Source organism: Ursidibacter maritimus, from assembly GCF_009761395.1.
GTDB lineage: Bacteria > Pseudomonadota > Gammaproteobacteria > Enterobacterales > Pasteurellaceae > Ursidibacter > Ursidibacter maritimus.
The window spans coordinates 92,532-113,068 of the sequence record NZ_LEKN01000036.1 but is presented as its reverse complement, the minus strand read 5'-3'; the positions used below and the strand labels follow the sequence as shown (position 1 = coordinate 113,068).

Annotated in this window: 20 protein-coding genes and 3 tRNA genes; 6 read left to right on the top strand and 17 right to left on the bottom strand. The window is 37.7% G+C overall.

Going from position 1 to position 20,537, the window contains the following annotated elements; genetic code table 11:
- Positions 1 to 21 precede the first annotated feature (21 nt).
- From A1D26_RS08400 to rffA, 7 genes are all read right to left on the bottom strand, one after another.
- Positions 22 to 98 (bottom strand) — tRNA-Pro (locus A1D26_RS08400).
- A gap of 24 nt (positions 99 to 122) precedes the next feature.
- Positions 123 to 198, bottom strand: a tRNA-His gene (locus tag A1D26_RS08395).
- Between the two features lie 26 nt (positions 199 to 224).
- Positions 225 to 301: transfer RNA gene (locus A1D26_RS08390), tRNA-Arg, on the bottom strand.
- A 136-nt stretch (positions 302 to 437) separates the two neighbouring features.
- On the bottom strand, positions 438 to 1,163 hold the full coding sequence (gene wecG, locus A1D26_RS08385; protein ID WP_157403594.1) for a lipopolysaccharide N-acetylmannosaminouronosyltransferase: 726 nt from the start codon (positions 1,161 to 1,163) through the stop codon (positions 438 to 440).
- Entirely contained in the window at positions 1,153 to 2,433 is a 1,281-nt protein-coding gene (gene wzyE / locus A1D26_RS08380) for an ECA oligosaccharide polymerase (protein WP_157403593.1), read from the bottom strand. Before wzyE ends, wecG begins: the two co-directional genes overlap by 11 nt.
- 44 nt (positions 2,434 to 2,477) lie before the next feature.
- On the bottom strand, positions 2,478 to 3,581 hold the full coding sequence (locus tag A1D26_RS08375; protein WP_157403587.1) for a TDP-N-acetylfucosamine:lipid II N-acetylfucosaminyltransferase: 1,104 nt from the start codon (positions 3,579 to 3,581) through the stop codon (positions 2,478 to 2,480).
- The gene (gene rffA / locus A1D26_RS08370; protein WP_157403592.1) at positions 3,574 to 4,716 is read right to left on the bottom strand and encodes a dTDP-4-amino-4,6-dideoxygalactose transaminase; all 1,143 of its coding nucleotides are present in this window, start codon (positions 4,714 to 4,716) and stop codon (positions 3,574 to 3,576) included. The genes A1D26_RS08375 and rffA overlap by 8 nt, the downstream gene beginning before the upstream one ends.
- A 264-nt stretch (positions 4,717 to 4,980) precedes the next feature.
- Between rffA and A1D26_RS08365 the strand changes: the two genes are divergently transcribed.
- From A1D26_RS08365 to A1D26_RS08355, 3 genes are all read left to right on the top strand, one after another.
- Positions 4,981 to 6,000: a factor H binding protein domain-containing protein gene (locus A1D26_RS08365; RefSeq protein WP_157403586.1), complete on the top strand. Its 1,020-nt coding sequence runs from the start codon at positions 4,981 to 4,983 to the stop codon at positions 5,998 to 6,000.
- 83 nt (positions 6,001 to 6,083) lie between these two features.
- The gene (locus tag A1D26_RS08360) at positions 6,084 to 6,503 is read left to right on the top strand and encodes a hypothetical protein (protein ID WP_157403585.1); all 420 of its coding nucleotides are present in this window, start codon (positions 6,084 to 6,086) and stop codon (positions 6,501 to 6,503) included.
- Positions 6,504 to 6,521: 18 nt separating this feature from the next.
- Positions 6,522 to 7,358: a hypothetical protein gene (locus A1D26_RS08355; RefSeq protein WP_157403584.1), complete on the top strand. Its 837-nt coding sequence runs from the start codon at positions 6,522 to 6,524 to the stop codon at positions 7,356 to 7,358.
- A gap of 19 nt (positions 7,359 to 7,377) precedes the next feature.
- Here A1D26_RS08355 and A1D26_RS08350 read toward each other — a convergent pair whose 3' ends face one another.
- The 8 genes from A1D26_RS08350 to A1D26_RS08315 all read right to left on the bottom strand — a co-directional run bounded on the left by A1D26_RS08350 (position 7,378) and on the right by A1D26_RS08315 (position 14,306).
- The gene (locus tag A1D26_RS08350) at positions 7,378 to 7,626 is read right to left on the bottom strand and encodes a helix-turn-helix domain-containing protein (RefSeq protein WP_157403583.1); all 249 of its coding nucleotides are present in this window, start codon (positions 7,624 to 7,626) and stop codon (positions 7,378 to 7,380) included.
- A gap of 78 nt (positions 7,627 to 7,704) precedes the next feature.
- Positions 7,705 to 8,172: a hypothetical protein gene (locus A1D26_RS08345; RefSeq protein ID WP_157403582.1), complete on the bottom strand. Its 468-nt coding sequence runs from the start codon at positions 8,170 to 8,172 to the stop codon at positions 7,705 to 7,707.
- Positions 8,173 to 8,388: 216 nt separating this feature from the next.
- The gene (rffC, locus tag A1D26_RS08340; RefSeq protein WP_157403581.1) at positions 8,389 to 9,108 is read right to left on the bottom strand and encodes a dTDP-4-amino-4,6-dideoxy-D-galactose acyltransferase; all 720 of its coding nucleotides are present in this window, start codon (positions 9,106 to 9,108) and stop codon (positions 8,389 to 8,391) included.
- Positions 9,105 to 10,361, bottom strand: a complete 1,257-nt coding sequence (wecC, locus tag A1D26_RS08335; protein ID WP_157403580.1) for a UDP-N-acetyl-D-mannosamine dehydrogenase — start codon at positions 10,359 to 10,361, stop codon at positions 9,105 to 9,107. Before wecC ends, rffC begins: the two co-directional genes overlap by 4 nt.
- A gap of 4 nt (positions 10,362 to 10,365) precedes the next feature.
- Positions 10,366 to 11,499 carry a non-hydrolyzing UDP-N-acetylglucosamine 2-epimerase gene (gene wecB / locus A1D26_RS08330; protein WP_157403579.1) on the bottom strand — a complete coding sequence of 378 codons (1,134 nt, stop codon included), beginning with the start codon at positions 11,497 to 11,499 and terminating at the stop codon, positions 10,366 to 10,368.
- Positions 11,499 to 12,335 carry a hypothetical protein gene (locus A1D26_RS08325; RefSeq protein WP_157403578.1) on the bottom strand — a complete coding sequence of 279 codons (837 nt, stop codon included), beginning with the start codon at positions 12,333 to 12,335 and terminating at the stop codon, positions 11,499 to 11,501. Before A1D26_RS08325 ends, wecB begins: the two co-directional genes overlap by 1 nt.
- A gap of 24 nt (positions 12,336 to 12,359) precedes the next feature.
- A complete protein-coding gene (wecA, locus tag A1D26_RS08320) occupies positions 12,360 to 13,424 on the bottom strand; it encodes a UDP-N-acetylglucosamine--undecaprenyl-phosphate N-acetylglucosaminephosphotransferase (RefSeq protein WP_157403577.1) in 1,065 nt (354 codons plus the stop codon).
- Between the two features lie 192 nt (positions 13,425 to 13,616).
- Positions 13,617 to 14,306, bottom strand: coding sequence for a Slam-dependent surface lipoprotein (locus A1D26_RS08315; protein ID WP_157403576.1), 690 nt, complete (start codon positions 14,304 to 14,306; stop codon positions 13,617 to 13,619).
- A gap of 366 nt (positions 14,307 to 14,672) precedes the next feature.
- Between A1D26_RS08315 and A1D26_RS08310 the strand changes: the two genes are divergently transcribed.
- A complete protein-coding gene (locus tag A1D26_RS08310; protein WP_157403575.1) occupies positions 14,673 to 15,995 on the top strand; it encodes an MFS transporter in 1,323 nt (440 codons plus the stop codon).
- A gap of 143 nt (positions 15,996 to 16,138) precedes the next feature.
- Here A1D26_RS08310 and A1D26_RS08305 read toward each other — a convergent pair whose 3' ends face one another.
- The gene (locus tag A1D26_RS08305) at positions 16,139 to 16,825 is read right to left on the bottom strand and encodes a YggS family pyridoxal phosphate-dependent enzyme (protein ID WP_157403574.1); all 687 of its coding nucleotides are present in this window, start codon (positions 16,823 to 16,825) and stop codon (positions 16,139 to 16,141) included.
- Positions 16,826 to 16,891: 66 nt separating this feature from the next.
- Between A1D26_RS08305 and A1D26_RS08300 the strand changes: the two genes are divergently transcribed.
- Entirely contained in the window at positions 16,892 to 17,431 is a 540-nt protein-coding gene (locus A1D26_RS08300) for a KdsC family phosphatase (protein WP_157403573.1), read from the top strand.
- A 43-nt stretch (positions 17,432 to 17,474) separates the two neighbouring features.
- On the opposite strand, the gene A1D26_RS08295 is transcribed toward A1D26_RS08300, so the two are convergent.
- Positions 17,475 to 19,937, bottom strand: coding sequence for a class I adenylate cyclase (locus A1D26_RS08295; protein WP_157403572.1), 2,463 nt, complete (start codon positions 19,935 to 19,937; stop codon positions 17,475 to 17,477).
- A gap of 231 nt (positions 19,938 to 20,168) precedes the next feature.
- Here A1D26_RS08295 and rpoZ point away from each other — a divergent pair, with 231 nt between their 5' ends.
- Entirely contained in the window at positions 20,169 to 20,450 is a 282-nt protein-coding gene (rpoZ, locus tag A1D26_RS08290; protein WP_157395339.1) for a DNA-directed RNA polymerase subunit omega, read from the top strand.
- Positions 20,451 to 20,537 lie beyond the last annotated feature (87 nt).

The following is a 20,537-nucleotide window of genomic DNA, read 5'->3' as shown; positions in this document are numbered from 1 at the left end:
ATGTTGTTAAAGAGCAAAAAGTGGTCGGCGAGATAGGATTTGAACCTACGACCCACTGGTCCCAAACCAGTTGCGCTACCAAGCTGCGCTACTCGCCGTCAATTATACTTTCGTATATTAAATGGGGTGGCTAATGGGATTCGAACCCACGACAACTGGAATCACAATCCAGGGCTCTACCAACTGAGCTATAGCCACCATCGTTTTGAATATTGCATTTACCCTGGCGCGCTCGACAAGATTCGAACTTGCGACCTTTGGCTCCGGAGGCCAACGCTCTATCCAACTGAGCTACGAACGCGTTATTTAGTGTAGTGCGCCGCAACGGAGGCGTATAATAGAGATTTCAAACTTTATTGTCTAGCACTTTTTGAAAATATTTTTTTATATGCTTTTAATTTATTCAAAATGTTTACTAATTATCAAAATTGACCATTTTATAACTTATTCGCTAAATAATAATAAGCATATTTAAGTAATCTTATTTGTCTTTTTAACCGAGTTGGTTGATGCAATAACCGATACAGCCACTCCAAACCCATTTTTTGCCAAATAAGGGGGGCTCGTTTTACTTTGCCAATAAAGACATCATAACTTCCTCCAACCCCCATATATAGAGCATCTGGATAACAATCTTGCATTTTCTTTATAAATAGCTCTTGTTTAGGTGAGCCTAACGCCACAGTAATGAGCTTTGCACCACTTCGCTGAACACGCTCAATCAACTCATTTTCCTGAGCAGATGAAAAATAGCCATCTTGCTGCCCAACAATATTTACACCCATCGTCCCCAATTTTGCAGAAGTTTCAGCTAAAGTTACCGCTTCACTGCCAATTAAAAACACAGGTACAGCCATTTCGGCAGACTTTTGCATCAGTGCCAGCCATAAATCAGCCCCTGCAATTCGTTCAATATGTCGATATTGCGGATATTTCTTATGGATAGATTTCACTATGCTAATCCCATCAGCATAATTATATTCGGAAGCTTGGATCAACTGGCGTAACTGCCTATTTTCTTCACTTAATACTATTTTTTCAGCATTTATCGCCACCAAACGCCCCACTTTTATCTCATTTTTTGAGAATAGGTACTCCACCAATGCGGTTTGTGTTGATGCGACTAAAATTTCAATACCACGAATGATCACTTTATCCACTATGTTTATCCCTTATACCTATTTTCACGAAGATATAAGCTATCCCGCTTACGATGCCAAACATAAAACTAAAAAAACAAAAGCGTGAAACAAAAGCATCAAACCCTTCACGCACTAGCACAATTAAATTAAAGATATTCCCCAAGCAGTAGGCTTGAATAAGTGCAGATGGAAATGTTTGAAATAACCTATCAAATAATTTAATTATGCCCCCAACGCCAACCATACCAATAATAATCAGTGGGTATCCCCCCATAATATAAAATGAGCCGAGTAACGTAGGAGAAATCGCAAGTCCTGATTGATTACCCAATATCACTTTGGTGAAATAATTCGCACTATTCCACACAATATCGGGGCGCTCTTGCCATAAACTCTGGGGAATATAGACATAAAAATCCCGAATAATTGGCATCAAACCTTGATATTCAATCTCACTGAATAATATTCGAGCCCAATTTTCCCAAGGCGAAAAAGTATCACGTGTTAAATAGAGAAAAGTAAACCATGTTTCTTTACCATTCACATCTAAGCCATAACGCATTAATGCAAGAAAAAACATTACCACAACACCACTGATGGCAGTAAAAAATAGAGAAGATAATCTAAGGTAGCCTTGATACAAGCCAATCAATATAAATAGCATTACAGCTAAGGCAATATTAGCTCGAGTACCGCCTACAGCAACATAAGTGAGCAGACCGAAACTCACGCCACCAAATAATAACAACCACCAACGCATTTTATTTGGTTTCAAAAAATAGAAAATCAGCAAGGCAGGCAATAAAAAATAGAAAAAGCGTTTGAGCGCTACGCCACTTACTAATGATGAAAATATTTGGCTATATTTTTCCAAACGAAATAACAGCAGCCCGTTCAAATAAATAAAATAACCAAGACTTATCACAGCAACCGTTGCCAACAAATAAGCGGTAAGATTAGCCTGTTTTTTTGCAAATGCAGAAACCTTAACCGAATGCTTCCCTTTTACACATTGCCTATTAAAGCAGTAGTGGTAACTCCCCCAATAAATACCATACCCCAAGCTCGTCCAAAGCAACGCCATAAAAAATTGTTCAGGAGGTGCGATATCGGCATTAAAATAGACTTTAAGTAATAATGAAATCGGGTAGCCTGCAAAAAACGTAACAACATAGATTAAACTAAAAAGAAAATGAAACGAAAAGCCTTGCTGCACATAGCTTCTATAAATAACAGTGAATATACCACTTGTGGCAACCACATAAAAAACTGTTAATAACATATATTCCATCATTTCTGCCAACTTAGCTATATTTGCAAAAAACAAGCACAATCTTACCGCTTGTAATGGCTAAGACGAGCAATTTCTTGCAAATTTTCTAACCAATAATGCTGATAATTTGGTGGAAAAAAAGCAATTTGCTGTTTATCACAAGCTACCAACTGCCCTGCCACTTCCTTGATTTGCTCTGCTGAACATTGCCCCATTTCCATAAAAGGAACGTTCTCTTGTTGCATATCTAATTTAAATGGATTATTAGGGTGCAATAACACAGGAATATTCATTGCGGTTAATAGGCAAATTGTGCCTATCCCTTGTTGCCGTTCAAATAAGAAACAGCCCATATCGCAATCTTTCAACCAATCCAAATACGCGTGATAGTCCAATTTTTCAGTTAAAAGCGTAATGTTTTTTTCAGGGAATAACGCTAAAGCCTGTTGTCGCACCTGTTCAATATAGGCGTAATTGTTGGCAGGATACCCCATCGGTAAAATAATTTGTACCTTTGCGCCAAATGTTTGCTGAATATATTGTAGTGCAAGGCAATGCTGATTAGCACGATCGCCCGAATTTCCGACTAAAATCGTCAATGGCTGTTCTGTTTTATTCTCTGTTGATGATGGCACCACTTGGGGCATTTTAGTTGGGAAATAGACTAAGCGATCTTGTTCTGAGCTACGGTTAAGTCGCCGATGAGCATAATCTAAATCCCCTTTTGTCGCCCAAACTCGCCCGATTTTTTGCTGTGCTAGGCGACGTAAGGGATAAAGCAGTTTAAACCGCCAATCCGTTGATTGTTGATATAAATCCGCTCCCCAAACGTGCCAAATGCAACGATAAGCGGGGAGTTTCCCCCATAAAATTGCAAACCATATTCCCCAGTTAAATTGCCCGTGTAATAAAAAATAAGTATCTGCTTGCGATTTCACAAATGCCAATACCGCTTGGGTTAATGCTTTTTTGTTTGGGAAAACATTAATCGGCAAATTGGGATATTGAGTCGTAAGATCTTCTTGGCTTACCACATAAAAAGAGTGCGTTTGGTTTTGCTCACTCTTTTCGGCTAATTTTAGCCATAAATCATCATTGAAAAAGCGTAATAAACTATGGTTATGATGGGGAATATCCGCCCCTAAAATATGCAATAGGTTACTCATTTGGGTTCATAAAAAAATCTAACACCGCATCAATCACTTGAGTAATTTCATTATCGGTTAAGTTAAAAAAGAGTGGCAAGCGAAGGAGTTTTTCGCTCTCTTGCGTGGTATAGCAATCTTCACCAACAAAAGTACCCCACTGTTGCCCTGCTGGGCTTGAATGTAAAGGCACATAATGAAAGACTGCTAATATCCCCTTTTTGTTCAAATGTTCAATCAAAGCTGAACGTTGTTGCTTATCTGCCAATTTGAGATAAAAGAGATGACCATTTGGCTGACAAGCGGTCGGAATATGGGGTAATTTTACCAATCCTTGTTCCGCCAACGGTGTCAATGCAGTGTAATAACGTTGCCACAATGCTAAACGACGTTGGTTGATTTGATCTGCCGACAATAATTGTGCATATAAATAAGCCGCTTGTAATTCAGACATTAAAAAACTTGAGCCAAGTTCTCGCCAAGTATATTTATCCACTTGCTTTTGAAAGAATTGCTTACGATTTGTGCCTTTTTCTCGAATAATCTCGGCACGTTCAACTAGTTTCGCATCATTGATAACAATCGCACCACCTTCGCCACCTGCTGTATAATTTTTGGTTTCGTGAAAACTATAACAGCCGATATGTCCAATTGTGCCTAATGGTTTATTTTGATAACTCGCCATCACGCCTTGTGCTGCATCTTCCACCACCCACAACTGATGTTTTTCTGCTATCGACATAATTCGCTGCATTTCACAAGCCACGCCAGCATAATGCACCACAATAATTGCTTTCGTTTTTGCTGTAATCGCTTGCTCAATTTTGCTTTCATCAATATTCATCGTATCAGGGCGAATATCTACAAAGACAATCTTTGCCCCCCTGAGTGCAAAGGCATTTGCCGTAGAAACAAAAGTATAACTTGGCATAATGACTTCATCGTCAGGCTGAATATTCAATAACAGTGCTGACAGCTCAAGGGCATCAGTGCAAGACGGCGTAAGCAATACACGCTCTGCTTGAAAACGCTGCTCAAGCCATTGCTCACATAAACGGGTAAAACGTCCATCTCCCGAGAGCCTACCACTTGCGATAGCCTGCTGAAGATATTCAATTTCTGTGCCAACAACGGGCGGTTTGTTGAAGGGGATAATCGGATATTCCTTTTATATGACTAAATTTCGCCTATTCTAAGCGAACAACAGCAAAATGAAATCAATAATTTAATGTAGCGCAGAATTAAGACTGAAATTCTTTGAGTAAGGCTAATAACATTAGTAGATTGGATAACGCTATAATTTTGAGTTGTATATCCAAATCTTGATTGACTATGCAGATTTTTTATGCGATAAAATTACATACTATTCGTATCATTTATTTTCTATCACATTTTATTACCTTACGCTCTAGGAGTTTTTATGAAGCTAACCAAGATCGCTCTTGCATTATTAACAACTTTCAGCCTTGTCTCTTGTGGTAGTTCTGATAAAGAAAGAGAGGCTAAGAAAGCGGAAAAACCTGTGACTGAGCCACCTGCGTTAATTGAGCAAAAAGAACCGCAATTACCAAAGCCAACACTTTATCAAAATGGTGATGGCAAAAGATCGCTTTCTTATGTACCCGAAGAATATAAAAATGCGGTAGCCAATTTGAAATACGGTTATTTCAAAGTCGGTAGTTTGACAAACAACGGTACAAACAAAGTCACTCGTATTGATATTGACGGCAAGAATCTAACTGAACTTACCGATAATATCTATCTTGTTGATGAAAATATAAAACTTGGTTTAGCTAATTACAAAGCCGTTTACTACAAAGAAGATGGTTCTGTGCATAGACGTTATACCAAACGCATATACAATTTGCCCTATTCAACAAGTTGGATCAGTAACATTCCGAGTGCTTGGAGTGGTGACGAAGATTATTTCAGCGAAGGTATTTTTGGTATGAATCCATCGTCTGATTCAATTGAAAAGCTAAGTAAAGAAGGTAAAATTTTTACTTATAAAGGAGTTGCATTCACATTGGATCAAACAGGTAAATTCAACTACACCGTAGATTTTGGGGAAAAAATCGGTCAAGGTGAGATTACAGGGCTTGCATTTGATAGTGCAAATACTGCAGATACAATCAAACTACAACAAGCATCTTTAGACCATATTCGTTTCCATAATTTTGAGAAAGGCTTACCCGACAAAAACGATGAGTTTAAAGATCCAAATAAAATGATTGGCTTTAAAGGCAAAACAGATCTTGCGAGCAACAATATCTATTTGTTAGCGTTAAAAGGTCCAAATGCCGAGGAAATCACAGGTACAATTTTGAAATCTGGTGCTGAATACCAATTTTACAGCCCAACACAAGATATGAACAATTCGAGAGGTTCTAGTGGAAAAGTCAGCTTAATTGGTTGTCGTGATTCTGAACTTTGCCAATAACTATAACGAGGGCATCGCACCGATGCCCAATTTTCCAAAAATCGTTACTATCTATTTCTTTATATTTTAATTGGTTACGCTTTATGAAATTTCTCAAACTCAAAACATTACTACTATCAAGCTGTTTATTACTAACATCTTGCTCTGTATTACAATCACTATATCCACTTCCAACAGCACAAATTCCAGAACAATTTGCAGGCACTTGGACAGATAAGAAAAAACCAAGTACCGCTTACTGTTATCCACCAACAGATAGTCCCAAACACGCTATTTGGGATATCAAACCTAATGAAAACCTTATATTTTTAGTTGGTTTTGAAATGTATGAAATACTTGGATACTATTCGTATTCGCCAACAGAATTTACCGCAAAAGCTAAAGACATCATTGAAGAGGCCGAACCCGAAACCTATCGCGATATTTCAGTGAAATTACTAAATAAAAATACGATTCAAATTAATGGTAAAACTTACTACCGCTGTCCTAAATCCCCTTACTAACTATTGATGGAGTAAAATATGAAAAAACTGATTTCACTTACTACTATTATTTTTTTGATTTCTGGGTATGCCTGTGCTGATAATCTTTCTACTGAAAGCAAGAAATTTGTTGAGTCTGTAATTAAGAAGCAATTTCCTAAGGCAAAGTATGATAAAACAGAGAAATACTGGTTTTATTTAGATAACGAATACACGGTTACAATTACCCCAAGTATAAAAGAAATTGCCACACAAGAGGGCAAAGTACGAATTATCGCTCTAAGTGAAGATAATATAGCTGAAAAGAAAGTTCATCTCTATGAGTTCAAAAAATCAGAAAATGATTGGAAAAAAACATTCTCAAATATTTACGAGGTGGAAAATACTGATTATCCAAGTCAATCGTATATCGGAGAGGTGGTATCTCTTGGCAAGGAAAAGCTTGGTGTTGAGCTAAAAACCCAAAACGAAGCGAATCACGGCTTCGAAAGTTCAACAGAATGGTTATACCTAGTAGGAAATAAGCCTAAAATGCTAAAAGGTTGTATTAATTTTTCCTCTATGGCAAGTACAATAGATTTGAATTGCCAATATAAAATTAGGACTGACCTATCCGAAAATTCTGAGTTTTATCCAGTCGAATTTAGTTATAATCTAACAAAATATCAGGCAAAAGAATTTGGTCCAGATGAAGCCCCTAAAGGCTGGGAACACTATAACCAGTCTTATTATCGAAAATTTGTAGGGAAAAGAACTGGTAAGGTTATTGCACACTTTGATAGTACTAAGCAGGCTTATGTCTTACCCAATAAATTTACAAAAGCATTAAATTCAGAAATGAATAATCAAGCACTCTGGAACTATTTCAAAAAATAACTTTTCTTACTACCAAAGCCTAGCTTCCGCTAGGCTTTACTTTTTCTCCGTAAACCAACTGATCCAAGCTCACATTCAATGCCTGTGCTATTTGAACCAAGTTAATCACAGAAATGTTGCGTTCGGCACGCTCCACCATACCAATATAGGTACGGTGCAAATTAGCTTTTTCAGCAAGCTCTTCTTGTGATAATCGATTACGGACGCGTTCCAGTTTAATCGCTAGTCCTAGTTGCTTTAAAATAAGCGTACGTTGTTCTTTGTTCATAGTCTGTTACTTTATAAAAGTCACTCACCACAAACTACATACGATATATAGCAAAAATAACAAAAAAGATGGTATTTTTCAGATGATATTAGGATATTTTTGCCGAGAAAAAAATCGGCACAATTTCAATAAAAAGTCCAAAACATCGAGCGTTTCTTTCGCAAGACATTGTACGTTGATGCGGTGTGTACCAAGTTCCAATCTAATGAAAAAATAGTCAAAAAAAGGGGATCGTAAATAGAGTTTCTCGTATTTATCACAAATGCGATGAGCTATTTCAAATAAATCATCCACCAATGTTTCGCTTTGTAAATCAATATCTAACAAAAATAGACTAAGACATTGATCCTCAGATTCTCGTACAACATAAAGCCGTTGATTACGCACAAAGGCAAAAAAGCTATCTACGGTTTGAAATAGCTGTTTTTCAGCAATCACTGCTGAAATCGTATCCATATAGATGTGACTAAGCCCCCAGTAAATTATATCACTAGGAAGCTTTTCTTTAGGGATATCAATGGAATATGCTGATTTTGAATGAGACATTGTGTGATTCCTTCTATTAAGATAAACCACCTGCAGAAATAAAAACACCCCTACAAGATAATTTACCGAGTTCTCGCCTTAAAAATTATCTCAAAGGGGCTATTAATAAATTTACAAATAAAAAACGGTACTGTCAATCCATTGACAGTAGAAAAAATTTTACCCTATTCTGTTTGACCAATCGTATTTTTATGCTACAAAATTAGAGCCTTCAGTCTAATAAATAGACAAATAGTAAAACCAACAATTAACCGCCACAATTTTCGCCCCCAGCGTTTGATATAGTCCTATCGCTTGGGGGTTATTTAATTGTGTTGTGATTTCAAGCATCGTGGCATTTTGGGCTTTTGCTTGCAAAATAGCTGAATGAAGTAACCGCTTGCCAACGCCTTGTTGCTGATGTTTAGGAGAAACCGCGAGTAAACCAATTTTAGCTTGTTCACCATTATATCGAAGGCTAACAGCCCCTTGTAATTCACCGTTTTGCTCGGCAATCAAGCAGAGATCGTCAAACGCCCCTTTCACTGCATTTTCGATCCACTGCTGGTAAAAACGTTGATTTTCCGCTTGAGTAAAGTATGGGGGACGAAATCGGCTATTTGGGAAAGCGGTTGCCACTAGCGATTTCAACGTTGGCAGATCTTGTGCAGTTGCCAATCGGCAATTTGGGTAAGCGGTGAGATCTTTCGTATATTTTGCAAGATCTAATTGAAAGATTATCTCCCCTTGTACAAAGCGGAAACCTTGTGCTTGTAGAAAATCTATTTTAGCGAGATCGCCACTCGGGATTTTAGCTTGGTATAAAATATCCCCACTCGTTACTTGATGAAAATGGGGAATGTTTATATCTGCTATGGGAATAAACTCATCAAAATAAATTTGGTAAATTTCACGCCCGAAAAAATCACTTTCCCATTGATTTCGTTCTATTCTCATTGCCAAATTCCTTTACAATCCACAATCCAAGTCTGTGTAGGTTTAAGCGTTTTAAAAGGTTGATGATCTACGAGTAAAACCACAATATCCGCTTGCTGTAATGCGATTGCGTGATCAACTAACTCGGCTTTATTTTGAAGATTTTCTGGCAAAATCTGAATATGCGGTTCAACCACCAAAACTTTTCCACGATGCCAATCCGCAAGCGTTTGAGTAATGTTTAGTGCAGGGCTTTGTCTCAGATCATCTACATCGGCTTTAAATGCTAAGCCAAAGCAAGCAATGGTAAGTTCACTAGGCTTGCAATTTTTTGCTGTTGCACACTCCGCCACTGTGGCTTTCACTTTTTCAATGACCCAATTTGGTTTCTGCTCATTAACAAGGCGAGCCATTCGGATCAACCTTGCTTGCGTTGGCGCTTGTGCCACGATAAACCAAGGATCGACCGCAATACAATGTCCCCCAACACCTGCTCCTGCTTGTAAGATATTCACTCGTGGGTGGCGATTTGCCAAACGGGTAAGCTCCCACAGGTTAATATCAAGCTCATCACAAATCATTGATAGCTCATTGGCAAAGGCAATGTTTACATCACGAAAACTATTTTCGGTCAATTTGCACATTTCTGCGGTTCGTGCCTCTGTTGCAATACATTCCCCTTTTGCAAAAGATTGATACAAAGCCACCGTTTGTTTGGCAGAATAAGTATCTAGCCCACCAATAATACGATCATTTTCAATCAGTTCTTGCATAATTCGGCTAGGCAGCACTCGTTCTGGGCAATATGCAATCGCAATATCAGGCTGTTCTTGCCTATCCGTTGGAAAAGATAAATCTGGGCGCGCGGTTTTCAACCACTGTGCTATTTGTTCCGTCGTCCCAACAGGTGATGTGGATTCTAAAATAACCAAATTTCCTTTCATTAAAACAGGTGCAATACTTTGCACAGCTTGTTGAATATAGCTCAAATCAGGCTGATATTCGGCTTTAAAAGGCGTAGGTACTGCAATAATGAAAGCATCTGCAGGCTGAATTTTTTCCGTTGCAAAAAATTGCCCTGAAATGACCGCTTGCGACAAACTTTCGGCTAATTGTGGCTCTTGAATATGTGGCATACCTTGATTGATTGCGTTCACAATCTCAGGGTTAATATCGACCCCAATCACCTTTTTACCCACTAGTGCAAAAGCGACTGCGGTTGGTAAGCCGATATAACCTAGCCCAATTACTGCGACTGTTTCAATATTTCCCATTATGTTACTCTTTCAATTCTTTCAAAATTTGAACAATTCGCTCACAAGCTCGCCCATCGCCATAAGGATTATTAGCTTGACTCATTGCATCATAATCATCTTTATTCGTCAGTAGCTGATGAACCGCCTCAATAATTTGAGCCGAATTTGTGCCGACTAATTTTGCTGTGCCTGCTTCAATAGCTTCAGGGCGTTCTGTCATTTCTCGCATTACCAACACGGGTTTATTTAATGCTGGTGCTTCTTCTTGAATGCCACCAGAATCCGTTAGCACTAAATAGGCTTTTTCCATTAAATAGATAAATGAAAGGTAATCTTGCGGTTCGAGCAAAAAGAGGTTCTGAATATCCGCGAGCCGTTGCTTCACAGGTTCATTCACATTTGGGTTTAAATGAACAGGGTAAACAATTTGTACATCGGAATGTTGGCATGCAATCGCCGCTAAAGCGTTACAAATTTGTTCAAAACCTTGCCCAAAACTTTCTCGGCGATGCCCTGTAACCAGAATGAGTTTCTTATGTTCATCTAAAAAGTGATATTGTTGTGCAAGTTGCTGTACAAGCGGTGGGTTTCGCTGAATTTTTTGCAATGCTAGAAAAAGGGCATCAATCACCGTATTGCCAGTTACCCAAATATGCTCGACATTTTTACCTTCTCGACATAAATTTTGCTTTGCGGTTTCCGTTGGGGCAAAGTGATATTGAGCCAGAACACTGGTTAAAGCTCGGTTCGCTTCTTCAGGATAAGGAGAAAAGAGATTTTTCGTGCGTAAGCCTGCTTCAATATGCCCCACTGGAATTTGCTGATAATAGCAGGCTAATGATGTCGCAAAGGTAGTGGTCGTATCGCCGTGAACAAGTACTAAATCGGGCTTAACTTGGCTAAAAATGGCTTTTAGTGCGGTAAGAATTCCAACGGTAGTGTCGGTTAGGTCTTGCCCTGATTTCATAATATCAAGGTCAAAATCAGGCACTATGTCAAATAAACGCAAGACAGAGTCAAGCATCTGACGGTGTTGTCCTGTAACACAAACCTGCGTGAAAAAAGCACCGTCTTGCTGTAATAATTTAACAAGCGGTGCCATTTTGATGGCTTCTGGTCGTGTGCCAATTACAACCAAAATATGACGTTTTAACATTATGCAGACTGGCGTCCTACACGAGAAAAACCGATAAACAATAGGGCTAACAACAAGCCAATCACACCACCACACAATCCCCAATATATTTGGTTTTGTGCTTGAGCCTTTTTAACCGTTACACTTTGGGTAATTCGGTAAGGGACAAGTTTATCATCTAACGGCTGAACAGCTCGCATTAGACTTAATTTTCCATTCCAATCTTGTTGAGCAATTTGATCACCTTGTAATACTGCTCCAAGTTGATTTTCTGCTGAAAATTTTACCTGCTGAAATAAAACTTTCCATTTGGTAATCAACTCGCCATTTAAGCTTTCTCGTGCTTTTACACCTGCAAATTGAATGTAATCATTTAGTAAAACCTTAGCTTGCTCTGCATTTTGCCAAGTAAAAGTAGCGTTACTGCTATCATTATATTTTGGCAAGACAGATGCAAATCCTTCAATAAAATGTGGCAATACTGCTTCAACAAGCTGTTTATGATCAGAGGCGTATTTTTTAACAATCTCGTGCTGTGCTAAAAAAGCGGTTAATACATCTTGAGAAGATAAATTCAGTAAAAATTCTTGATAGACATTGTTTGTTAAGTGTCGCTCACTCTTGCCTTGTAAAAAATCATAGGTGGTTGCGAGAGCATAATAATTCCCCAAATCTTGCACAACAGGTTCTTCTAATTTAACTTCTGCCTGCCATTGCTCAGATTGAAATTCAGACGACTTCCAACCAATAGCACTCCCAATTAACGTCAATAAAATGAAGATAAATAAACTTTGGGAAAATAGCCCCAGTCGATTAAATCGAGTGGGCTGTTTTTTTGTTTCTAATTCGAGTTCCATTTTGTTTTTGCTCCGATATAAATTTTAGTTACTCTGTTTTCTGCGTAATCGGCGTTTATGACGGCGAACAAAACGGGTAATTCGCCACGCGTGTACGATAGAGTAAGAATATAAGAAAAATAAGGCAATAAAGCAGATAAACATTACCCACTGGTTCCAGTAGTAAATTTCACCTAATACGCCAAAGGTTGTACAAAGGGCTGCACCGAATGTAATTACCGCCAAGGCTTGACGAGATGTTAATCCTGCTCGCATCATTAAGTGATGAATGTGTAAGCGGTCTGGACGGAATGGGCTTTTGCCTTTTCGTAAACGGCGGAAAATAATGGCAACCATATCAATTAACGGCACAGCAATTAACCATAAACCTGTAATGGGGCTAATGGCGTGTCCTTGCCCTTGTGTACTCAAGAGCAAAATCCAAATCATTGTAAAGCCAATTAAGGTACTCCCCGAGTCGCCCATAAAGACCTTCCATTTCGCCCCAAAAACACTCAAATTAAACATCGCATAAGGCAGAAGGACTAACAATAAGCCAAAACACCAATAAGCTAAAGTGTATTGCTCATCAAGCCACATTAAAATACCGATACCTGCAAAACTTACCGAAGAAAGCCCCGCTAACAGCCCATCAATACCATCAATCATATTAAACGCATTGATAATCGCAATAGTGATAAATACCGTTAATACCACTCCAACAGCACCAAGCTCTAAGCTAAAAGGTGCAATCAGCTGTCCAAGACTGGCAATGGATAATCCACTATAAATCATTGCCCCTGCTAAACAGGCTTGAATACCTGCTCGTAAAAAGGGGCTAATATCAAAGCGGTCATCTAGTACACCGATAATCAGCAAAATAGTTACCGCTGTTAAATAAAGCTCTGGGAATTTCATCTGTTGCCATTCCAATAAATAGAATGTTAAATTCCCAAGAAATAAAGCGATCCCCCCAATTAACGGGATAACACCTTGGTGGCGTTTACGAAAGTTTGGTTTATCCACCAAACCTATTTTCTCTGCCACAGGTCGCATTACAATCAACGCTAAGAAAGATACGCAAAATACTGCAAGAAACGTCTGCCACATAGACGAATTTACCTTAAGAGTTATTGATAAAACTGCTCGTCAGCATAGCATAATCGCTAAAACTCTCAATTTCTTTTCAAGAATATCATAAAAAAATATACACAAATAAAAAACGGCAATTAGCATCTAAATTCTCATATCAGATCGCTAAAAACCGTTTTTCTTAATTATAGTTATGAAGTATGTTAATGCTTATTGCTTAGTTGCACCAAACACCGCAGCAGAACCATTAACATCATCCTCATAGATACCACCTAACTCCTTGGCATTTTCACCATAAAATTTACCACGAACCCAAGAAGTTCTGTCTGAACCACCATAGAATGACGATCCTGAAATTGTTGCAGTTGGTAATTGAATATTTACATTATGGCTTGCTACTGTAATATTTCCATCTACGGTTTTATTGTTAAAATCAACAGAGAAAGATGATTTACCGTCAACCCACCCCCCTAGTCTTTGACTTCCATAGAAGGCATCACCTTTATAATTAAATTTACCCGTTGTCGGGATTTGGCTATCAGGTGTAATTTTTCCTCTAGAAATAGCATAATCCTCATCTAAACCACGAGCTGCATAAACTCCAAAAGTAGAATCAGTTAATTTCTTCTCTTTATGAATTTCATTACCAAGAACTAAGGATAATTTTTTTCCGTCAATTTCAAGAGAATCTAAGTTGGAAGCAGAATTTAAATTACCGTTTTTACCATCACCAGTAAAAAAATATCCCCCACTATACACTGGTACCACATCTACATTAGATGGGGACGTTGATGGCGTTGATGGCGTTACAGTATTATTCTCCATATTTTTAGGATTAGAAGAGCTTCCACAGCCCGCTAGAGCAATAATAAATGCAGCCAAAGTACATTGTTTAAGCATTGTTAATCTCCTATAGTTAGCTTATATTTATAATTAAATCAATTGATCAGTTAACAATCAATCACTGATCATTTTGCCAACACAAAATAAAAAAACAAAGATATTTATTGTTGGGGTCCGTTATTCCAATAGGCTATTGCATGCAAGAAATTAAAAGTCAGGATAAGAAAAAATTTTCTCACGTTTTTTTTTCATAAACAGATAGCGCAAATGTAAAGATATATAAAATTAGACTTATCTTCTAAAAAAACCAATAAAAGCAGTTTTTTATAAAGTTAAAAATATAATGCGCAACCTTATAGCCTTGTTTTCTTTATTTAAAAACAATAATATCCGCACTTCATTTTTACTATATGAGAATTACAAATGACTTCTACACATACTTTAAGGAACGATCCTAAGAAAGTTGCTATCGCCTCAATGATTGGTACAGCAATTGAATTTTTTGATTACTATATTTACGCAGCCGCTGCGGTATTAGTTTTTAATACTCAGTTTTTCAAAAGTGGCGACCCTGTTTCTGATGAACTTTTCTCTCTTTCAACGCTTGCTTTAGCGTTCTTTGCTCGCCCAATAGGATCAGCTTTATTCGGACACTTTGGCGATAAAATCGGACGTAAAAGAACATTAGTTGCCTCATTACTACTAATGGGCTTATCAACTGTTACTATCGGTCTTTTACCAAATTATGAAAGTATTGGCATTTGGGCAACTGTCTTACTATGCCTATGCCGTATCGGACAAGGTATTGGTTTAGGTGGAGAATGGGGTGGTGCTGCACTAGTTGCAACTGAAAACGCTCCAGATGGTAAACGTGCTTGGTATGGTACATTCCCACAATTAGGTGCACCAATTGGATTATTCTTAGCAAACGGAGCATTCTTCCTAGTAAGTTATACCTTTGGTAAAGAAGCGTTAGTTGAATGGGCTTGGCGTATTCCATTTATTTCATCTATTGTATTAGTTGCAGTAGGCTTATGGGTTCGCCTAACACTTCACGAGAGCCACGTTTTCCGCGAAGCTGAAGAGAAAGGTAAAACACAAAAAGCACCAGTAAGTGCAGTATTTAAGCATCATATGAAACCACTTATTCTAGGTACATTCATTATGACTGCAACCTATGTACTGTTCTATATTATGACCGCTTTCGCACAAGTATATTCAAGAACACCTGTAAAACTATCTGAAGCAGGTCACCCGATGGGGTTAGGAATTGAGCCAAATACTTTCACAGGTTTATTGCTATTGAGTGCAATTGTATTTGGGACATTTGTGAGTATTTCGGGCATCTTTGCAGATAAAATTGGTCGCCGTAAATGGTTAATTTATGTCACTGCTGGAATTGGTATTTTCGGCTTGTGTATGCCATATTTCTTATCAAATGGTACACCAGTAAGCGTATTTATTTTCCTTGTGATCGGTATGAGTTTTATGGGTATGACATTCGGTCCAATGGCTGCTTTACTACCAGAATTATTCCCAACAGAAGTGCGTTATTCTGGTGCATCACTTGCTTATAACTTTGCTTCTATTGTAGGTGCAACCATTGCAGCAACTTTTGCAATCAAGATCAATGCTGCATATGGTATCTTAGGTGTTGGTATTTACTTAGCTATAAATGCACTAATTACTCTCTTGGCACTATTTGCATCAAAAGAGACAAAAAACCTTGATCTGACTGAAATGTAATTAAAACATTTATCCATTAAAAATGGCTCATATCTTAATGGAGATGAGCCATTTTTACTTAATAAGATATCATCTTAAAAATCTCACGTTCATTATATAAAGCTAAATTTCTCTATATTTCCGATTTCCTTCGCTACTCTTATCTAATAATTTCTCGCACCAAAAATAGCAGTACCAATACGTACCATTGTAGAGCCGCATTCAATAGCAACTTGCATATCATCTGACATTCCCATTGATAAGGTATCAATATCCTTAAAATGACATTTCAGCTGTTCAAATAGCATTTGCATTTGTACTAAAGCAATTCGCTGTTGTTCTGGCTCTGATTCAGGTTTCGGTATTGCCATTAAGCCACGCAGTTTTAAATTGGGTAATTGGCTAATTTCGGTAGCTAGTGCTAGCATATCTGTAGGAGCAATACCCGCTTTTGAAGCTTCATCGCTAATGTTAATTTGTAGTAATACATTTAGGGCTGGTTTGCCAACAGGACGTTGTTCACTTAAACGTTGAGCTATTTTTAGTCGATCTATCGTCTGTACCCAATCAAAATGCTCTGCCACTAGGCGTGTTTTATTTGACTGCAATGCACCGATGAAATGCCATTCCAAATCCGATTGATTAGCAAAATATTGCACCTTTTCAACTCCTTCTTGAACATAGTTTTCACCAAATGCTCGCTGCCCTGCACAAATCGCTTGCTCAATGGCAGAAATCGGCTTGGTTTTACTCACTGCAAGTAATTTTACGCTATTTTCTGGCCGTTGTGTTTGTTGAGTAAATTGTTGAATTCGCTGAGAAATTGTCGCTAAATTTTGAGAAATCGACATTCATACCTCCAAAAAGCTATAATACGAGATAATAAAACTCCCCCTGTTTAAAATCAAGGAAACCTTATGGAACAGCTTACAAAAATAAAATTAGTCATTACTGATGTTGATGGTGTTTTAACTGATGGCAGTTTGTATTACAGTGAAAATGGTGAGGCTCTCAAATATTTTAATGTCAAAGATGGGCTGGGCATTAAAATGTTACTTGCTTGTGGCATTCAAGTTGCAGTACTTTCAGGTGGCGATACGCCTATTTTGCGAAGAAGAATTAAGGATCTAGGCATTCCACTTTTTCAATTAGGTAAGATGTCTAAAAAACAGGCTTGCTTGGAATTAATGCAGCAAGCGGGGGTTTATGCAGAAGAAACTGCATTTCTAGGCGATGATACCTTAGATCTTCCTGCCTTTGAAGTTTGTGGATTGTCTGTCGCTGTTGGTGATGCATTTGATTATATCAAGCAACAAGCCGATCTTGTTTTAACTCGTAAAGGTGGGGATTCAGCCTTTAGAGAACTTTCTGATATGATTTTAAAAGCTCAGGGAAAAGAAGAAGTTTACGCTTCGGCCGATGGCTTTATGAAAGTCGTACATCAAATGAAACAATAAGCGGTTAAATCAGCACCGTAAAAACTATACAATCTAACCAATATTAGATATCACTAGATTTTCTTTTTTCGAGATAATCGCGGTGCTGTTTACTTTGAAAAGGAACAATAATCAAGCCCTCCCTTTGTTGAAGTAACTGATAGAACTGCGGGTAATTAAAGCTCTCCAAATAATGACTATTTTGTGAGGATTCATCTTCTGCATATAAACGGCTAATTTGCTTGATTTTGTCTTCTTTTTCACCAAGGCATTCGGGGTAAATTTCTACTTTGTTTTTCTTATCCAATACGTAAACATTAAATTCCCCAGTCGGCAAATCTTCAAAGAAGAATTGCAAAAAACCTTCACTCGCGAAACTATAAATCTCTTTGGGTACGGTGAATGCTTTCGGTGATTCAACTGTAATAGATTGTTCAGTTTCTGTAATCAGCTCTTTTAATTCAACCTGTTTACCAAAGACTAGTTGCCATTTTTTACCAGCTAGATTAAATGTATCTGCCTGTTTACTATAAATCCCCCCTGTCTGCACGGTAATACAACGATTTACTAGACTCATCACAAATTTCTGCAATTCATTACGCAGTTGAGTACTGTAACAAAATACATTTACTGATTGCGGAGGTGCTGAATTACGGTAAATTTTATTTGAAATCAGTTTAAGGGCTTTTAAGATAGAATCGTGTCCTTCAATATGCTGGGTGATGATTTCATTCCACATATTGCGATAAATAATACTAATACTGCCGATGATCCCTTCTTCTGATGATCCTAGATTAAATAGACTAAGTTGGGAAAGCTCAGGGCGGTTACTCATTTCACGAGTTGGATCTTTAGTAAGATTGACTGCGACAATCAAGTTACGAATTTCATTTGGGTGATAAAGATCACTCTCTTTAACAATCGGGGGTTTCGCAGGAAAAGAAAGACGCAAGTCCGCAATAAACTGACGTAATTTAGCTAGGCTAATGGTTTGACTAGCTAAATGCAGTTGGGTATTAGCGGTTACAATACCATTAAAATATGCCCAAGCGACCAGTTTAGTTAGACTCTTATGATACTGTACATAACGCTTAGTTGAGTCATAGGCACTAAGTGGCGCATGGTTTATCATATACCAACCAGCTTTCGCAGAAGAGTGCTCTGCTACTTCAACAAAAGTAACTTCATTTTCAGATAAATTACTTGCAATCTTTTCATTGATAAGCGTAATTTTACCTGGTAAGACTTCAAATACAGAATAGAGCTTACGCATTAGCAAATCAGTATCTTGTGGCATAATACTTGGATCTATCTGGAATTTGCGAGCAAAATTGATTAAATGTCGATAACTCTGCAAAAATTGTTCGACTAGCATCTGTTGATGACGCATTGCTTGCTTAACTTTCCAATGAGATTTCATTTCCAATAGATGAAATTCTGCCTCACTCCATCCCCACGTTCTAGCCAAGGCATTGAGCTCTTGCTTTTTCCAACTATCAAACTGCCCTTCACTCGATTTAATATAAAAACAGTAGCGTAAACATTCCAGACGAGTAAATTCTTGGCGTTTAGTTAAGTAATCTGTAACTTGCTCAAGCATTGCAACATACGGGTCGAAATGGTAATTCACCGCTTTATTTGAATGTAATAACGCTTTAAATTTTTTAGAGATCAGAAATGTTTCAGGATAAGTTTCGGAATAACTCTCAAGTAGTAAAATTTTAATTGCAGATTTATAAGGATAATCAATACCTTTATAAAGTTGCCATAAACTCGCCCCAAAATATTCACCTAACGGTAATTCAGAGAAATCACCGAAATCAAGCCATTCATCTAAACGAATCAAATTATTACTGACGGCATTAGCTACTGTTGTTTGGTAATCTTCACATTCATCAGATAAATGTAACCACAAGACACGTTTCCCACCTAAACGAATAGCAGAGCGATAAAATTCATCTAATAAAAAGTAATGCTGTGCTGAACCGCAATGTTCTGCGGTTACTTCGCTATCATATTTATGAGAACGAAACTCTTCTGGGTTCATTAGGTAGAAATTGAGATCAACACCTTGTTCTTTGGCCCATAGCTCGATTTTATGTAACTTTTTTTCTAAATAATAACGCTGTTCTTCTGAAAATGGCTTTGAATAGCAGAGCCAGAAATCCAAATCAGATAAAGTCGTTTGGGTAATTGAGCCTAAACTTCCCATCGCATATAAACCATCAAAATCAAACTGTTCAATGCTGTTTAATGGAATACCTGCTAAATAAGCAGATTGAAGTTCATTTGGCTCAAATTGGTAAATGCCACAAGGAGCATCCTCTGTATAAGATGGAAGTGAAGGGTGATTATAGTGGAGTAAAAGCGGTACAAAAGTAAATACACGCTGAAAAGCATCATTTGAATTATTCAATGCCCTTTTGATTCGAAATTGATCGAGTTTATCAATACGCTGAATGATCTCAGGCAACGAAATAAGAGAACGATTTGTTGAATCAACCTGCTCTAAAAAAAATTCTCTCATTACATTACCTCATAAAAAAGAGAACAATCTACCATTTCAAACAGGAAAGTAAAGCGTTCTAGATAGCCAATCATAGTTTATTTGTTTTGGAGTTAATTTACTATATACGGTTACACTACCCCCTGAGTATTTTGCATAATCTTAATGGGAGTGTATTGTCACTACAACTGAATACCTGTATAATCCTTACCCTTTTATAAGTTAAAAATTTTGCAAAATTTGGAGTAAAAAATGGCTCGTGTAACCGTTCAAGATGCAGTAGATAAAATTGGAAACCGCTTTGATTTAATTTTAACTGCAGCTCGCCGAGCAAGACAATTACAGCTACATACGCGTGAAGCTCTCGTGGCGGAAGAAGGCGATAAACCAACAGTAATTGCATTGCGTGAGATCGAAGAAGGTTTAATCAATAACCAAATTATGGATCAGCAAGAAAAAATTGATGCACTTCATCAAGAAGTGGTTGAAAGAGAAGCAATTTCTTTCCTTGCGGATGTCCAAGCAAATTCATAATTTCGAATGGACAATTTAATGTAAGCGGTGAGATTTATCACTTAGTTTGCAATTGAATTGTCCATTTTTGTATCTAAATTCTATTCA

Bases quoted from the DNA above. Each gene is read 5' to 3' on its own strand.
- A1D26_RS08355 (WP_157403584.1), top strand. From the start codon at position 6,522: ATGAAAAAACTGATTTCACTTACTACTATTATTTTTTTGATTTCTGGG.
- A1D26_RS08360 (WP_157403585.1), top strand. From the start codon at position 6,084: ATGAAATTTCTCAAACTCAAAACATTACTACTATCAAGCTGTTTATTA.
- rffC (WP_157403581.1), bottom strand. From the start codon at position 9,108: ATGAGAATAGAACGAAATCAATGGGAAAGTGATTTTTTCGGGCGTGAA.
- A1D26_RS08375 (WP_157403587.1), bottom strand. From the start codon at position 3,581: ATGAGTAACCTATTGCATATTTTAGGGGCGGATATTCCCCATCATAAC.
- A1D26_RS08365 (WP_157403586.1), top strand. From the start codon at position 4,981: ATGAAGCTAACCAAGATCGCTCTTGCATTATTAACAACTTTCAGCCTT.
- wecC (WP_157403580.1), bottom strand. From the start codon at position 10,361: ATGGGAAATATTGAAACAGTCGCAGTAATTGGGCTAGGTTATATCGGC.
- A1D26_RS08345 (WP_157403582.1), bottom strand. From the start codon at position 8,172: ATGTCTCATTCAAAATCAGCATATTCCATTGATATCCCTAAAGAAAAG.
- A1D26_RS08305 (WP_157403574.1), bottom strand. From the start codon at position 16,825: ATGTCGATTTCTCAAAATTTAGCGACAATTTCTCAGCGAATTCAACAA.
- wecA (WP_157403577.1), bottom strand. From the start codon at position 13,424: ATGTGGCAGACGTTTCTTGCAGTATTTTGCGTATCTTTCTTAGCGTTG.
- A1D26_RS08310 (WP_157403575.1), top strand. From the start codon at position 14,673: ATGACTTCTACACATACTTTAAGGAACGATCCTAAGAAAGTTGCTATC.
- rpoZ (WP_157395339.1), top strand. From the start codon at position 20,169: ATGGCTCGTGTAACCGTTCAAGATGCAGTAGATAAAATTGGAAACCGC.
- A1D26_RS08295 (WP_157403572.1), bottom strand. From the start codon at position 19,937: ATGAGAGAATTTTTTTTAGAGCAGGTTGATTCAACAAATCGTTCTCTT.
- wecB (WP_157403579.1), bottom strand. From the start codon at position 11,499: ATGTTAAAACGTCATATTTTGGTTGTAATTGGCACACGACCAGAAGCC.
- A1D26_RS08325 (WP_157403578.1), bottom strand. From the start codon at position 12,335: ATGGAACTCGAATTAGAAACAAAAAAACAGCCCACTCGATTTAATCGA.
- A1D26_RS08350 (WP_157403583.1), bottom strand. From the start codon at position 7,626: ATGAACAAAGAACAACGTACGCTTATTTTAAAGCAACTAGGACTAGCG.
- A1D26_RS08300 (WP_157403573.1), top strand. From the start codon at position 16,892: ATGGAACAGCTTACAAAAATAAAATTAGTCATTACTGATGTTGATGGT.
- A1D26_RS08315 (WP_157403576.1), bottom strand. From the start codon at position 14,306: ATGCTTAAACAATGTACTTTGGCTGCATTTATTATTGCTCTAGCGGGC.
- wzyE (WP_157403593.1), bottom strand. From the start codon at position 2,433: ATGGAATATATGTTATTAACAGTTTTTTATGTGGTTGCCACAAGTGGT.